Origin of the sequence: Mycobacterium sp. pUA109, from assembly GCF_041287095.1 — a bacterium.
Lineage (GTDB): Bacteria > Actinomycetota > Actinomycetes > Mycobacteriales > Mycobacteriaceae > Mycobacterium.
The window spans coordinates 19,592-33,390 of the sequence record NZ_JBGGKS010000018.1; the positions used below are offsets into that span (position 1 = coordinate 19,592).

At 68.8% G+C, this 13,799-nt stretch carries 15 protein-coding genes; 8 read left to right on the forward strand and 7 right to left on the reverse strand.

What is annotated here, in order from left to right:
* Window positions 1–7 precede the first annotated feature (7 nt).
* A complete protein-coding gene (locus tag ACAG26_RS19820) occupies window positions 8–721 on the reverse strand; it encodes an NAD-dependent deacylase (protein WP_370484782.1) in 714 nt (237 codons plus the stop codon).
* 37 nt (window positions 722–758) lie between these two features.
* On the opposite strand from ACAG26_RS19820, the gene ACAG26_RS19825 reads away from it, so the two are divergent.
* Window positions 759–1,133, forward strand: coding sequence for a GntR family transcriptional regulator (locus tag ACAG26_RS19825; protein ID WP_370484783.1), 375 nt, complete (start codon window positions 759–761; stop codon window positions 1,131–1,133).
* 6 nt (window positions 1,134–1,139) lie between these two features.
* Here the strand turns inward: ACAG26_RS19825 and ACAG26_RS19830 are convergent, their stop codons facing one another.
* From ACAG26_RS19830 to ACAG26_RS19840, 3 genes are read right to left on the reverse strand one after another with little or no spacing between them, the layout of a single operon-like run.
* A complete protein-coding gene (locus tag ACAG26_RS19830) occupies window positions 1,140–1,910 on the reverse strand; it encodes a class I SAM-dependent methyltransferase (RefSeq protein WP_370484858.1) in 771 nt (256 codons plus the stop codon).
* Between the two features lie 40 nt (window positions 1,911–1,950).
* Window positions 1,951–2,469 carry a DUF1697 domain-containing protein gene (locus ACAG26_RS19835; protein ID WP_370484784.1) on the reverse strand — a complete coding sequence of 173 codons (519 nt, stop codon included), beginning with the start codon at window positions 2,467–2,469 and terminating at the stop codon, window positions 1,951–1,953.
* Window positions 2,466–3,281 carry a class I SAM-dependent methyltransferase gene (locus tag ACAG26_RS19840; RefSeq protein ID WP_370484785.1) on the reverse strand — a complete coding sequence of 272 codons (816 nt, stop codon included), beginning with the start codon at window positions 3,279–3,281 and terminating at the stop codon, window positions 2,466–2,468. The genes ACAG26_RS19835 and ACAG26_RS19840 overlap by 4 nt, the downstream gene beginning before the upstream one ends.
* A gap of 30 nt (window positions 3,282–3,311) precedes the next feature.
* Here ACAG26_RS19840 and ACAG26_RS19845 point away from each other — a divergent pair, with 30 nt between their 5' ends.
* Window positions 3,312–3,755 (forward strand): PPOX class F420-dependent oxidoreductase, encoded by a 444-nt coding sequence (locus ACAG26_RS19845; RefSeq protein ID WP_370484786.1) that lies wholly within the window; start codon window positions 3,312–3,314, stop codon window positions 3,753–3,755.
* 26 nt (window positions 3,756–3,781) lie between these two features.
* Window positions 3,782–3,970, forward strand: coding sequence for a DUF5302 domain-containing protein (locus tag ACAG26_RS19850; protein ID WP_370484787.1), 189 nt, complete (start codon window positions 3,782–3,784; stop codon window positions 3,968–3,970).
* A 16-nt stretch (window positions 3,971–3,986) separates the two neighbouring features.
* Here the strand turns inward: ACAG26_RS19850 and ACAG26_RS19855 are convergent, their stop codons facing one another.
* A complete protein-coding gene (locus ACAG26_RS19855) occupies window positions 3,987–5,282 on the reverse strand; it encodes an acyltransferase (protein WP_370484788.1) in 1,296 nt (431 codons plus the stop codon).
* A gap of 86 nt (window positions 5,283–5,368) precedes the next feature.
* Between ACAG26_RS19855 and ACAG26_RS19860 the strand changes: the two genes are divergently transcribed.
* Both ACAG26_RS19860 and ACAG26_RS19865 read left to right on the forward strand, forming a co-directional pair.
* The gene (locus tag ACAG26_RS19860; RefSeq protein WP_370484789.1) at window positions 5,369–5,968 is read left to right on the forward strand and encodes an HhH-GPD-type base excision DNA repair protein; all 600 of its coding nucleotides are present in this window, start codon (window positions 5,369–5,371) and stop codon (window positions 5,966–5,968) included.
* Entirely contained in the window at window positions 5,965–6,111 is a 147-nt protein-coding gene (locus ACAG26_RS19865) for a DUF1059 domain-containing protein (RefSeq protein ID WP_071029370.1), read from the forward strand. Before ACAG26_RS19860 ends, ACAG26_RS19865 begins: the two co-directional genes overlap by 4 nt.
* A gap of 91 nt (window positions 6,112–6,202) precedes the next feature.
* On the opposite strand, the gene ACAG26_RS19870 is transcribed toward ACAG26_RS19865, so the two are convergent.
* Window positions 6,203–7,282, reverse strand: coding sequence for a hypothetical protein (locus tag ACAG26_RS19870; protein ID WP_370484790.1), 1,080 nt, complete (start codon window positions 7,280–7,282; stop codon window positions 6,203–6,205).
* Between the two features lie 310 nt (window positions 7,283–7,592).
* On the opposite strand from ACAG26_RS19870, the gene ACAG26_RS19875 reads away from it, so the two are divergent.
* Window positions 7,593–8,891 carry a mannosyltransferase gene (locus ACAG26_RS19875; protein WP_370484791.1) on the forward strand — a complete coding sequence of 433 codons (1,299 nt, stop codon included), beginning with the start codon at window positions 7,593–7,595 and terminating at the stop codon, window positions 8,889–8,891.
* Here the strand turns inward: ACAG26_RS19875 and ACAG26_RS19880 are convergent.
* Window positions 8,836–9,120 (reverse strand): 4a-hydroxytetrahydrobiopterin dehydratase, encoded by a 285-nt coding sequence (locus ACAG26_RS19880; RefSeq protein ID WP_370484792.1) that lies wholly within the window; start codon window positions 9,118–9,120, stop codon window positions 8,836–8,838. The genes ACAG26_RS19875 and ACAG26_RS19880 overlap by 56 nt on opposite strands.
* Window positions 9,121–9,298: 178 nt before the next feature.
* On the opposite strand from ACAG26_RS19880, the gene ACAG26_RS19885 reads away from it, so the two are divergent.
* Window positions 9,299–9,700: a (deoxy)nucleoside triphosphate pyrophosphohydrolase gene (locus tag ACAG26_RS19885; RefSeq protein WP_370484793.1), complete on the forward strand. Its 402-nt coding sequence runs from the start codon at window positions 9,299–9,301 to the stop codon at window positions 9,698–9,700.
* A 415-nt stretch (window positions 9,701–10,115) separates the two neighbouring features.
* Window positions 10,116–13,799: a nitrate reductase subunit alpha gene (locus ACAG26_RS19890; protein WP_370484794.1), complete on the forward strand. Its 3,684-nt coding sequence runs from the start codon at window positions 10,116–10,118 to the stop codon at window positions 13,797–13,799.

Sequence of the window (13,799 nt, forward strand, 5' to 3'; positions counted from 1 at the left end):
CTGTGCGTCAATCCAGCAGCGCAGGCAGCCGCTGCAACAGCGTCGGCAGCGCGGAACTCGCGGTGTCGCGCATCGACACCGTGGCGTTGGCGGACAACGGTGTCGGTTCGGGGTTGACCTCGATGACGGGCGTGCCGCGGGCCAGCGCCAGCTCGGGCAGGCCGGCGGCCGGATAAACGATCGCGGACGTTCCCACCACCACGAGCACGTCGGCGGCCTCGGTCGCCTCGACCGCGTGCCGCCACGGGCCTTCGGGCAACGCCTCCCCGAACCACACGATGTTCGGGCGGATCAGGCCGCCGCATCCGCAGACCGGCGGCTCCACTTCCAGCGCGGGCTCGGCCATGTCGGGCAACGTCTCGGTGTAGGGCATTCCGCAGTCGGCGCACACGAATTCGAACAGGCTGCCGTGCAGGTGGTGCACCGGGTCGCTGCCGGCGCGCTCATGCAAGTCGTCGACGTTCTGCGTGACGACGCTGACCTCGGCATGGTCCTGCCAGGCCGCGACGGCGCGGTGCCCGGCGTTGGGCTCCACCCGGCCGACCAAGTGATGCCGCCACAGATACCAGCCCCACACCCGCTCGGGGTGCTGCAGCCAACCCTCGATGCTGGACAGCTCGTAGGGGTCGAACCGCGCCCACAAGCCGTTCTTATCGTCGCGGAACGTCGGGACCCCGCTCTCCGCGGAGATCCCCGCGCCGCTGAGCACCGTTACCCGCACTCCACCAACATAGCGGTCCTAGGGAATACTGGGGCAGGTGGATTTGGGGGAGTGGCTGCGGGTCGACGGGGACCCGGGCCGGCCGCTGTTCGATCAGCTCAGAACACAGATCATCGACGCCATCCGGTCCGGGAAGTTGCCGGCCGGCAGCCGGCTGCCCACCGTGCGCGAGCTGGCAAGTCAACTGAGCTTGGCGGCCAACACCGTCGCCCGCGCCTACCGGGAATTAGAGGGGGCAGGCATCGTCGAAACCCGCGGACGCTTCGGCACTTTCGTCGCAGCCGTGGATCCCGCCGATACGGCGATGGCGGCCGCGGCGTACGCCTATGCCGACGCGGCCCGGTCGCTGGGGCTGGGCAAGGCCGAGGCGGTCCGTTATCTGGACGCGGCGTTCGACGCCGCCGACGGCTGAGCTAACTCAGCCGAATTCCAGCAGGGTCATCGAGGGGCGCAGCGGGTCGAGCGCGCGAATCCGGTATGCGGCCGACAGCACGGGGCCGAACAGCAGGCCGCGGCCGCGCGGGGTGTGCACATCGTGCACGGCGCGGATACCCGGCACCGTGTTCACCAGCTCGGCGGCCTGCGACACCGGAAGACTGAACGGCATCGGCGGGGCCTGGTAGCGCAGCGACGTCCGCATCCCGCGCCGGGCGACCTTATTGACCCACGGCGGCGGCAGGTCGAACATCATCTGACCGCCCGGGAACCGCGCCGCGCATTCGGCGATCAACCCCAAGGCCTCCTCGGGCTGCAGGTACATCAGCAGCCCCTCGGTGGTGATGAACACCCCGTCCGACGGGTCGACCTGGTCCATCCAGCTGTAGTCCAGCGCCGACTGCGCGCACACCGAGATCCGCGGCGACTCCGGCAACAGTCGGGTGCGCACGTCGATCACCGGCGGGAGATCAACGGTCAGCCAGCGGAATTGGGCGTCGGGAAGGGCGGCGTCGAGGCGCCAGAAACTGGTCTGGAAACCTTCGGCCAGCGCCACCACGGTGGCCGCCGGGTGTCGAGCCAAGTAGCGGCGGGTGTGCAGGTCGAACGCCAGCGCGCGCACCGCCATGTCTTGCCGGGTGGGGCCGAACTTGGCGAAGTCGAAGTCGATGGCCTCAAGCAGCCTGATCGCCATCGGATCGTCGATGATCCCGTCGGGACGCATCGCCTCCCGAGCGCGGGACCGCAGCGTCATCAGGGCGGTTTCGGACACACCGGTGAGCACCGACGCAACACTACCGGGCCAGCACCTTGCCCAGCGTGCGCAGGTTGCGGGTGGTGGTCGACGACTTGTAGCGCGGCTTGCCCGTCGTCTTGCCGACGGCGCTGTCCAGCGTGTTGCCCTTGGGGATCTGCCAGTACAGGACGCCGTCACCGCGGGCGATCCGCTCCTGGGCGCGGGGGGACAGGGCGGCCAGCTCGTCGAGCACCGCGTCGTCGGCGACGAACGTGACGTAGGAGTGGTATCCGTCGACCTCGGGTTCGAACGGGTAGGCCTCGACCACCGCACGCACCGTGTCGAGGTCGTAGACCAGCACCCAGGCGTCGTAGCCGAACCGTGCGCGCAAGGCGGCCTCCATTGTGGCCCGCACCGCCGGCGCCCGCGCCGACGACTCCAGCACGACGTTGCCGCTGGCCAAGATGGTGCGCACCGTGCTGAATCCGGCGTCGGTCAGCGCGGCGACCACCTCGGCCATCTTCAGGTTGACCCCGCCGACGTTGACGCCGCGCAGAAACGCCGCGTAGGTGGTCATGCGAACTCCAGCAGCGTGATGCTGGTCCGCCGGCGGCGCAGCACACCGATGCGGTCCGCCGCCTGCCAGAGCGCCCGGCCGGCCGGGCGCGCGAGCTGGGAGACATCGCGCGCCGCGCGCACCCCCGGGATTTCGCCAGCCAGCGCCACCCCCTCGTCGGGGCTGAGCCCGAACGGCATCGGCGGGGCGATGCACCGGTCCGACATGCGCCACCCCTTCAACGTCCGTCGGCTAAACCAGCGCGGAATCCCATCGAACAGGAATCGGCCGCCGGGAAAGCGTCGGGCGCAGTCGGCGATCAGCGCGTGCACCTCGTCGGGGTCGAGGTACATCAGCAGCCCTTCGGCGGTGATGAACACCCCGTGGCTCGGGTCGACGCGGTCCATCCAGCTGCGGTCCAGCGCCGACGTGGCCAGGTGCACGATCCGTGCGTCGCGGGGCAGCAGTTGCTCGCGCAGCGCGACCACCGGCGGCAGGTCCACGCAGTACCAGGTAGCCTCGTTCAGCACGCCCGCGCGGTCCAGCCGCCAGAAACTGGTCTGCAACCCCTCGGCCAGCGCCACCACCGCGGCCTTCGGCGCGGTGCGCAGGTACTCGGCGAGGGCGGTGTCGAAGGTCAGCGCCCGCAGCGCGTGGTAGCGCTCGATGCTGCCGAACTTGTCGTAGTCGTACCGGATCGCATCGAAAAGCGTGACCGCCCAAGGGTCGTCGATCACCCCGTCGGGCCGCTGGGCTTCGGCGGCCCGGTTCCGCAGCGTCCACAAGGTGGTGGCCGAGACTCCTTGTAGGCTGTTGCCGTCGACCAGCGCCATGACGTGATGGTAGCGACGTAGGCTAGGCGGATGGGACGCGAAGTCTTCGACGACAAGCTGCTGGCCTTGATCAGCGGGAACTCCATCGGGGTGCTGGCCACCATCAAGGCCGACGGGCGCCCGCAGCTGTCCAACGTGTCTTACCACTTCGACGCGCGCAATCTCGTCGTGCAGGTCTCGATCACCGAGCCGCGGGCCAAGACCCGCAACCTGCGCCGCGACCCGCGGGCCTCGATCCTGGTGAGCGCCGACGACGGCTGGGCGTACGCGGTCGCCGAGGGCACCGCCGAGCTGACGCCGCCGGCGGCCGCGCCCGACGATGACACCGTCGAGGCGCTGATTGCCTTGTACCGCAACATCGCTGGCGAACACCCGGACTGGGATGAGTACCGGCAAGCCATGGTCACCGATCGGCGGGTGGTGCTGACGCTGCCGATCTCGCACGTGTACGGCATGCCGCCGGGCATGCGGTAGGTCCGTCGGCGCGTTAGGCTGCGGGCATGGCCGCTGCACACTCCGAGCCGGAATCCACCTCGGAGGACGACACCAAGCGCAAGTTCCGGGAAGCCCTGGACCGCAAGAAGGCGAAGGCGTCGGGCGGGTCCGCGCATAAGGACGGCGGCGCCAAGCAGCCCCGGGCGCACGGCCCGCTGGAGAGCCGTCGGGAGTTCCGCCGCAAGAGCGGGTAGTCCCCGTCCGCCGGCGCTACCCGGCGGAGCGGGTGGCCAACGCCCGCGCCCCCACCAAGCCCGCCAGCATGATCGCCACGCAGTACAGGCCGTCGTCTTTGAGGCCCCACTTCACCGACGCCAGCGTCGCCGCCGACGCCACACACAGCAGGACCCCGACCGCCAGGCTGCGCAATCCGGGCGCGGTCACCCGCGCGCCGTCCCAGCCCGGCAGCGGCGAGTTCTCCAGCGGCCGCAGCGCCACGAACAGCGCGCCGACCAGGCCGGCCATCAGCAGCAGTTGGGCCAGGCTAAGCGCGACCAGGTGCGGCTGGCCGGGGAAGCGGTACCAGCCCAGGGAGTCGAACACCAGGTGCACGCCGAGCAGCGCCGGCATGTGCCACAGGTACAGCGTCATCGCGCCCGAGTTGCCGATCGCCGTCAACCACCACACCCGGGGCCGCTGCGCCCACCGCGCGATCGCGGGCGCGGCCGCAACCACCAACGCGCACATCATGATTGCGTGCCCAGCCATCAGCAGCGACGGCGGCGACATGTTGGCCAACCGCTGACCTTCGATACCGACCAGGCTCAGCTCGTAGGGGCCGTAGTGGCACAGCGCCAGGTTGACGCCCAGCATCGCCAGCCCGGCGCCCAACGCGGCGCCCCGAGTGAGCAGCCCGCGGCGGTAGGCGACGCCGAACATCCCCGGGATCACCCAGGCGGCCATGTTCAGGTAGCCGAGCAGGGCCAACCCGGAGGTGTGCAGCCGGATGATGTCGACCAGCGCCACCAACCCGTACACCGCGGCGACGCTGACGACCAGTTGCCGAGTGGTGGTGATCCGGGACAGCAGCGGCACTTTGGCCAGCACCAGCACGTAGGCGCCGAGGAACCACAGCAACTGGATGCTGACGCCGGCGATCGGCTCGTAGACGTGCGGGGGCAGCACCGGGCGCAGCCCCACCAGGGCGACCGCCCAAAACGCCAGGTAGTAGAACACCGGCCGGTACAGCCGGGTGCAGCGCTTCATCAACCAACCGCCCCAACTGGTGCCGGGCCGCCAGGACCCGACGCTGGCGGCCACCCCGGCGAAGAAGAACAACGGCATGATCTGGAAGACCCAGGTCAGCGCCTGAAACACCGTCGAGGTGGTGAGCAGGTTGTCCCAGATGAGAACGCCGTCGCGGATCATGCTGGTGGCCATGATCGTGTGCCCGGCCACCACGCCGATCAGCGACACGATGCGGATGACGTCGAGGGCGCGGTCGCGGTCGGTCGGGGTTTGCGCGGCAACGTCCGCCGGGGCAGGAAAGCTCAGCAGTTGCGTCATGCGGCAACGCTAACCGTGGTGGGGGTAGGTAATTTCCCCCTAATTTTCGGGCTCGCGCCGGCCAGGGCGCTCAGTACACTGACGGCGTGCCGAAGCTGCAGCTCGTTCAGGAACCCGCCGCCGACGCGTTGCTGGAGTCCAGTCCGTTCGCCTTACTGGTCGGCATGCTGCTCGACCAGCAGGTGCCGATGGAGACCGCGTTCGCCGGGCCGAAGAAGATCGCTGACCGGATGGGCGGGCTCGACGCCCGCGAGATCGCCGACTACGACCCGGACAAGTTCGCCGCGCTGTGCTCGGAAAAGCCTGCCATACACCGCTTCCCGGGGTCGATGGCCACCCGGATCCAGGATTTGGCGCGGGTTCTGGTGGATCGCTACGACGGCGACGCGGCCGCGTTGTGGACCGCGGGTGATCCCGACGGACCCGAACTGTTGCGGCGGCTCAAGGGGCTGCCCGGCTACGGCGACCAGAAGGCGCGGATCTTTCTGGCCTTGCTCGGCAAGCAATACGGCGTGACCCCGCCCGGCTGGCGGGCCGCCGCCGGCGACTACGGCAAAGCCGGTGCCCGCATGTCGATCGCCGACGTCGTCGACGCCGAGTCGCTCGGGCAAGTCCGGTCCTACAAGAAGCAGATGAAGGCGGCTAAAAAGGCCGCCCCGAAGGTGAAGGGAAAGGCGGCACCGTGAAGACGCACATCAACTGCCCGTGTGGTGAGGCCATCGCCGGCAAGGACGAGGACGAGCTGGTCGAACTGACCCAAAAGCATCTCGCCGACGCGCACCCGGGCATGGAGTACGACCGGGACGCCATCCTGTTCATGGCTTACTGATCGTTAGCCGCTGAGCGCGAGCGTGCGCAGAATGCCACGAATTGTGGCTTGGGCGCGTACAACTGCGCACGCTCGCGGCAGGTAGCGCGGGCTACGGCACCACCGTCGAACCGATGGTGGGCATGAAGTTGCACTGCTTGTCCTTGGTGCTGACCTGCCCGAAGATCGTCGACATGATGCTGCCGGAGCCGGTGTCGACGATCGCGGTGAGCGTCGTCGGCCCCTCCGGGTTGATGTCGGGACGCGGCTTGAGCGCGGCGGTGCCCGATTTCCCCGAGGTCAGGTTCACCCAGGTGACGTTGAGCGGCAGCTTCTGCACCTCGGCCGGTCCCGGGGTGCCGACCGCGGTGAAGACGTAAGCGGTCTGACCCGGTCCGGGGCCGGGGGCCGGGATCTTGGCCGGGCCCGCCACCGACAGCGCGGTGGCGATGACGTTGCCGCCGTCGGCCAGGCAGCTCTGGCCAATGGACGGGTACATGAAGTCCTGCGTGGGCGGGGCGTCCGGGCCGAAAGCCGGCGCGCCGTCGGGCGCCGGCGCGGGTGCCGGCGCGGGCGCGGGTGCCGGTGCCGCCTCGGGCGCCGGGGGAGCGGGCGCCGGTCCGGGCGCGGCGTCCGGGGCGGGCGCGTGCGGCACCGCCTGCGGGGCCGGTCCCACCGCGTTGGCGGGATCGACGCCGCTGGGCAGATGCGCGGTGCCGCCGGGCGCGGTCCCCGGCGTGGGCACGTGGGCGGCCGGGTCGCCCGGGGTCGCCGCGGGCGGGCTGGCCGGGCCGGGCAGGTTGACGTTGGCCGGCAGCGGGATCCCGGTGCCGGGCACCGTGTCGGGCAGGTTGCTCACCTGCGCACGCGGCAGCACGTTGGCGCCGGTCGGGGTCGCCACGAACTGGCTCACCGAGTCGGCGACCTGTTTGGAGTCGGCCGGTGCGGTGGAGTTGCCGGCGAAGGCCGCCGCGGCCGCCATCAGCAGCGACGACGCGCTGGACGGGTCGGCGGCAGCTTGCTGGATCACCGGGCTGATCTGCTCGATGGCCGGCATCCCGGGCAGTTGCGCGCTGGGAATCGGCTGCGGAGACACGGCCGGGTCGGCCGCGGCGACACCGCCGAAGATCAGCGCAGTCGACGAGCCGACCGCAACGGCGGTTGCGGCGAACAGCGTCCGGGTCCGCGACATTGGTTTCTCCCCATCCTCGACAGCAGGTCTGCAAGCCGAAGCTAGTTTGTTGCTAGAGAGACTCAAGTGACACGTGTGGCATTTATAGAACCGTTACGGAGCAGTGCGGTTCCGGTGACCCAAGCGGCGCGAACGCCCGCCGGCTCCGGCCCACGGGGCCTGCGGCCCGGTTCCTCGCCCCGCTGGGTGGGATGGCGCGGCTCCTCGCCGGTCCTGCGGTCCGGTTCGTCGCCCCGCTAAAGTCGACCCGGTAGACGCCTTATCCAACGCCGCGCCCGCGGCGGCCCCCGCCCGCCAGTCGACCAACTGGTTGACCGCCCTGGCCCCGCTGCTGCTGGTGGCCAGCGTCGGCGCGCGGCTGGGGTGGACCTATCTGGCCCCCAACGGCGCCAACTTCGTGGACCTGCACGTCTACATCGGTGGCGCGGCCGCGCTCGATCATCCCGGCACCCTGTACAGCTACGTCTACGCCGATCAGACCCCGGATTTCCCGCTGCCGTTCACCTATCCGCCGTTCGCGGCGATCGTCTTCTACCCGCTGCACCTGCTGCCGTTCGGCGTGGTGGCGTTTTGCTGGCAGGTCGGGACGATGGCCGCGCTGTACGGGCTGGTGCGACTCAGCCAACGCATGCTGGGGGTGCCCGCGGGGACCGGTTACCGCGTCGCGATGCTGTGGACGGCGGTGGGGATCTGGACCGAGCCGCTGCGCAGCACCTTCGACTACGGGCAGATCAACGTGGTGTTGGCGCTGGCCGCGCTGTGGGCGGCCTGCAGCACCCGGTGGTGGTTGTCGGGTCTGCTGGTCGGTGCGGCCGCCGGGGTGAAGCTGACCCCGGCGATCACCGGGGTGTACTTCGTCGGGGTCCGGCGGTGGGGTGCGGCGGTGTTTTCGGCGGTGGTGTTCCTCGCCAGCATCGCGGTGTCGGTCTGGCTTGCAGGCGACGAAACCCGTTACTACTTCACCGAACTGATCGGCGACCCGGACCGCATCGGGCCGGTCGCCACCTCGTTCAACCAGTCCTGGCGCGGGGGCATCTCGCGGATCATCGGCCACGACGCTGGCTACGACGTGCTGGTGCTCGCCGCCCTGGCCGTCACCGCGCTGGTGGCCATCTTGGCCTGGCGTGCGCTCGGCCGCCGCGACCGCCTCGGGTTGCTGCTCGTGGTCGAGCTATTCGGGTTGCTGCTGTCCCCGATTTCGTGGACCCATCACTGGGTGTGGTTGGTGCCCTTGATGATCTGGCTCCTGCACGGACCGCTCAGCGGCCGCCGCGGTGCGCGCATCCTGGGCTGGGGCTGGCTGGGATTGACGCTCATCGGGGTGCCCTGGCTGCTGAGCTTCGCGCAGCCGAGCATCTGGCAAGAGGACCGGCCGTGGTATCTGGCCTGGGCCGGACTGGTGTACATCGTCGCGACACTGGCCACGTTGGGATGGATCGCCGTGGCGGGCCGCCGACCCCGCGGTGACGGCCCCGACCCTGCGGTGACGGCGTGGTCTGCGGCGGAATCGACGCCTGGACGCAGTTTCGGCGCCCGACCCGCAGCCTCGAGTCCTAGCCGGCCAGGATCCCGTCGATATCGCGGGCCATCGCTAAGTCGTTTTTGGTGATGCCACCGGCGGAATGCGTGACGAGCGAGAAAGTCACCGTCCGCCAACGGATATCGATATCGGGGTGGTGATCTTTTTCTTCCGCATGCTCGGCGATGCGGCGCACGGCCTCGATCCCGGCAAGGAACGTCGGAAACTTGACCGACCGGCGCAACACGCCTTCAACACGCTGCCAGCCTTTGAGGTCGGATAGGGCGGCGTCTACCTGCTCATCGTTTAATACAGCCATATCCCGACGGTAGGACGCTATCGCGTCGCACGCCATGCCCGCGCGCTGCCGCAGTGACTCGATTCTCCGGCTCAGCACGGAGACGAACCGACGGGCCGGTGCCCGGGCGGGAATGCGGCCAACCTCGACGGCCGCAAGCCGGCTTGCGCAGCGAGCGGCGCTGCTAGCCTCCTACGCCATGCCCACCCAAATCGTCGTCGCCGGTGCCGTTGTGTCCGGCGCCGCGCTCTTGGTGGCGCAACGGCGTCGTCCTCCCGAGCTGGCCGGCCGCTGGGAACTGCCGGGCGGCAAGGTCGCGCCCGGGGAAACCGAGCCCGCCGCGCTGGCCCGCGAGTTAGCCGAGGAACTGGGCGTCGAGCGCGCGGCGGTCGAGGTCGGGGAGCGTCTGGGCGGCGACGTGGCCCTGGGTACCACCGCCACGCTGCGCGCCTACCGGGTGACCCTGACCCGCGGCGAGCCCCGCCCGCACGATCATCACGCGCTGCGCTGGGTGACCGCGAGCGACCTGGCCGACATCGACTGGGTGCCCGCCGACCGCGGCTGGCTGGCAGATCTGACGCGGCTGCTGGGCGCGCCCTGAGCCAAAACGTTCCGGTGCGACGGCTCCCACAGCCAATTTCCAGAAAAGCCACAGAGCCTCGCCAGGAAGCATCGTGGCCTGCGGACGTTACCTAACGTTAACCCCGAAGTGAGGCGTTGTTCGTGGTCAGGATGGTTTTCTGGATGGAGTGAGGATGGCTGCTCAACGGATACCGGTGCCTGTCGGAACGCGACGTCGATGCAGGTCAGCGTTTCCGCGTTCCGCCCCGGCGTCTGGAAGGTGAGCCGGCTCGCAACCGACCTATGCTGAACCTGCCGCTGACCAGCCCGCGGACCGTCATCGACGCCGGCCAATCGGATAGCCATTGGTTCACTGGCCGAACCTGAATACACCACGACGCGAGTGCCCGACGACCCCCGGAGCCGGGCCGCACTGCCACGAAGGAGGCCCCCACATGACGGTGACCCCCCACATCGGTGGCCCGCTCGAGGAGTTGCTGGAACGCAGCGGCCGGTTCTTCACACCCGGGGACTTCTCTAAAGACCTGCGCACGGTAACCCGCCACGGCGGCCGCGAGGCCGACGTGTTCTACCGGGACCGGTGGAGCCACGACAAGGTGGTCCGCTCCACCCACGGGGTCAACTGCACGGGTTCGTGCTCGTGGAAGATCTACGTCAAAGACGGCATCATCACCTGGGAAACGCAACAGACCGACTACCCGTCGGTGGGCCCGGACCGCCCCGAATATGAACCGCGGGGCTGCCCCCGCGGCGCCTCGTTTTCCTGGTATTCCTACTCGCCAACCCGGGTCCGCTATCCGTATGCCCGCGGCGTGCTGGTGGAGATGTACCGGGAAGCCAAGGCCCGACTCGGTGACCCGGTGCTGGCGTGGGCCGACATCCAGGCCGATCCGGAGCGTCGCCGCCGCTATCAGCAGGCCCGAGGCAAGGGTGGTCTGGTTCGGGTGACGTGGGCCGAGGTCACCGAGATCATCGCCGCCGCGCACGTGCACACCATCAAGACCTACGGACCCGATCGGGTGGCCGGGTTCTCGCCGATCCCGGCGATGTCGATGATCTCTTACGCCGCGGGGTCGCGGTTCTTCGAGCTGATCGGCGCACCGATGACGTCGTTCTACGACTGGTACGCCGACCTGCCGGTGGCCTCGCCGCAGGTGTTCGGCGACCAGACCGACGTGCCCGAATCCGGGGACTGGTGGGATGCGGCGTATCTGATGATGTGGGGCTCCAACGTCCCGATCACCCGCACCCCCGACGCGCACTGGATGGCCGAGGTGCGTTACCGCGGCACCAAGGTCGTCAGCGTCAGCCCCGACTACGCGGACAACACCAAGTTCGCCGACGAGTGGATGCCGTGCGCGGCCGGCACCGACGGGGCACTGGCCATGGCGATGGGCCACGTCATATTATCGGAATGCTATGTGCAGCAGCAGGTTCCGTTCTTCGTCGACTATGTTCGGCAATACACCGATCTGCCGTTTTTGATCAAGCTTGACCAGCGTGGCGATCAGCTGGTGCCTGGCAAGAACCTCACCGCCGCCGACATCGGGGAGGCGGTCGAGAACGCGGCCCTCAAGCCGGTGCTGTGGGACGAGGTGACCGACAGCGTCCTGGTGCCGCACGGCTCACTGGGTTTCCGGTTCGGCGAGGACGGTGTGGGCAAGTGGAACCTGGACCTCAGCGGAATCACGCCGGCGCTCAGTGTGCAAGCCGACGGCACCGACACCGCGCTGGTGTCGCTGCCCAGCTTCGACACCATCACCGGTGAAGGCACCACCGTGCAGCGCGGCGTCCCGGTGCGCCGGGTGGGTAAGCACTTGGTGTGCACGGTCTTCGATTTGATGCTGGCCGGCTACGGGGTGGGGCGCCCCGGGTTGCCCGGACAGTGGGCCACCGGGTACGACGACCCCACCGTGCCCAACACGCCGGCCTGGCAGGAGCCGATCACCGGGGTGTCGGCGGCCCAGGCCATCCGGGTGGCCCGCGAATTCGCCCGCAGCGCTGAGGAATCCGGCGGCCGCTCGATGATCATCATGGGCAGTGGCATTTGTCAGTGGTTCCACGGCGACACCATCTACCGCGCGGTGCTGGCATTGCTGATGTTGACCGGGTCGATGGGACGCAACGGCGGCGGCTGGGCGCACTACGTCGGGCAGGAGAAGGTGCGCCCGCTGACCGGGTGGCAGACGATGGCGATGGCCACCGACTGGGTGCGGCCGCCGCGGCAGGTCCCCGGTGCCTCCTACTGGTATGTGCACACCAACCAATGGCGCTATGACGGCTATGGGGCGGACAAGCTGACCAGCCCGTTGGGTCGCGGCCGGTTCGACGGCAAGCACACGATGGATCTGTTGGCCTCGGCCACGGCGATGGGTTGGAGCCCGTTTTATCCGCAGTTCGACCGGTCCAGTCTGGATGTGGCCGACGAGGCGAAAGCCGCCGGTCAGGACCCCGCCGAGTACGTGGCCCAGCAACTCGGGCAGCGCAACCTCAAGCTGGCCGTGACCGATCCCGACGACCCCGCCAACTGGCCGCGGGTGCTGACCGTGTGGCGGGCCAACCTGATCGGCTCCTCGGGTAAGGGCGGGGAGTACTTCCTCAAGCACCTGTTGGGCACCGAATCCAACGTGCTGGGCCAACCGCCGACCGATGGGGTGCGTCCGGCCGACGTCGCCTGGGACAACGAGATCCCCGAGGGCAAGCTCGACCTGATGATGTCGATCGACTTCCGGATGACGTCGACGACGCTGGTGTCGGATCTGGTGCTGCCGGCAGCGACCTGGTATGAGAAGGCTGACCTGTCGTCCACCGACATGCACCCATATGTGCACTCGTTTTCTGCGGCCACCGACCCGCCGTGGGAAACCCGCAGCGACTACGAGGCATTTGGGGCGATCGCGCGGGCGTTTTCCGCGATGGCCAAACGCCACCTGGGCACCCGCACCGATGTGGTGATGACCGCGCTGCAGCACGACACCCCCGATGCAATGGCGTATCCCGACGGCACCGAACGGGATTGGCTGCACACCGGCGAGACACCGGTACCCGGCAAGACGATGGCCAAACTTACGGTGGTGGAGCGTGACTACGCCGCGGTCTACGACAAGTGGCAGACCCTGGGGCCGCTCGTCGACAAATTCGGGTTGACGGTCAAGGGCTATACGGTGCACCCGTTCCAAGAGGTCGACGAACTTGCCAAGAAGTTCGGGGTGATGAATTCCGGTGCCGGCCGGGGGCGCCCGGCGATCACCAACGCCCAGCGGATGTGTGATGTGGTGCTGTTGCTGTCGGGGACGACCAACGGGCGGTTGGCCGTGGAGGGCTTCCGGGAGCTGGAGAAGCGCACCGGACAGCGGCTGGCATATCTGGCCGAGGGCAGCGAGGAAAAGCGCATCACCTACGCCGACACCCAGGCGCGGCCCGTCCCCGTGGTCACCAGCCCGGAATGGTCGGGCAGCGAAACCGGGGGACGCCGGTATGCGCCGTTCACGGTCAACATCGAGAACCTCAAACCGTTCCACACGCTGACCGGGCGGATGCACTTCTATCTGGCCCACGACTGGGTCGAGGAACTGGGCGAGCATCTGCCGGTGTTCCGCCCGCCGCTGGACATGACCCGGTTGTACGGTGAGCCGCCGCTGGGCGAGCATGCCGACGGGATTGGGCTGACGGTGCGGTATCTGACCCCGCACTCGAAGTGGTCGTTCCACTCCACCTACCAGGACAACCTGTACATGCTGTCGTTGTCCCGTGGTGGTCCGACCATGTGGATGAGTCCGGGCGACGCGGCGAAAATCCAAGTGCGCGACAATGATTGGGTCGAGGCCGTTAACAACAACGGCGTGTTCGTGTGTCGGGCCATCGTCAGCCAGCGGATGCCTGATGGCGTGGTGTACGTCTACCATGTGCAGGAACGCACCGTCGACACGCCGCGCGCCGAGGCCACCGGCAAGCGCGGCGGCAACCACAACGCCCTGACCCGGGTGCGGATCAAACCCAGCCATTTGGCAGGTGGATACGGTCAGCATGCGTTCGCGTTCAACTACATGGGTCCGACCGGCAACCAGCGTGATGAAGTCACCGTGGTTCGCCGTCGCAGCCAGGAGGTCAAGTACTAA

Coding starts and splice junctions, on each gene's coding strand:
- ACAG26_RS19835 (WP_370484784.1), bottom strand. CDS start 2,469: ATGACCACCTACGCGGCGTTTCTGCGCGGCGTCAACGTCGGCGGGGTC.
- ACAG26_RS19870 (WP_370484790.1), bottom strand. CDS start 7,282: ATGTCGCGGACCCGGACGCTGTTCGCCGCAACCGCCGTTGCGGTCGGC.
- ACAG26_RS19840 (WP_370484785.1), bottom strand. CDS start 3,281: ATGGCGCTGGTCGACGGCAACAGCCTACAAGGAGTCTCGGCCACCACC.
- ACAG26_RS19830 (WP_370484858.1), bottom strand. CDS start 1,910: ATGACGCTGCGGTCCCGCGCTCGGGAGGCGATGCGTCCCGACGGGATC.
- ACAG26_RS19850 (WP_370484787.1), top strand. CDS start 3,782: ATGGCCGCTGCACACTCCGAGCCGGAATCCACCTCGGAGGACGACACC.
- ACAG26_RS19845 (WP_370484786.1), top strand. CDS start 3,312: ATGGGACGCGAAGTCTTCGACGACAAGCTGCTGGCCTTGATCAGCGGG.
- ACAG26_RS19890 (WP_370484794.1), top strand. CDS start 10,116: ATGACGGTGACCCCCCACATCGGTGGCCCGCTCGAGGAGTTGCTGGAA.
- ACAG26_RS19880 (WP_370484792.1), bottom strand. CDS start 9,120: ATGGCTGTATTAAACGATGAGCAGGTAGACGCCGCCCTATCCGACCTC.
- ACAG26_RS19885 (WP_370484793.1), top strand. CDS start 9,299: ATGCCCACCCAAATCGTCGTCGCCGGTGCCGTTGTGTCCGGCGCCGCG.
- ACAG26_RS19855 (WP_370484788.1), bottom strand. CDS start 5,282: ATGACGCAACTGCTGAGCTTTCCTGCCCCGGCGGACGTTGCCGCGCAA.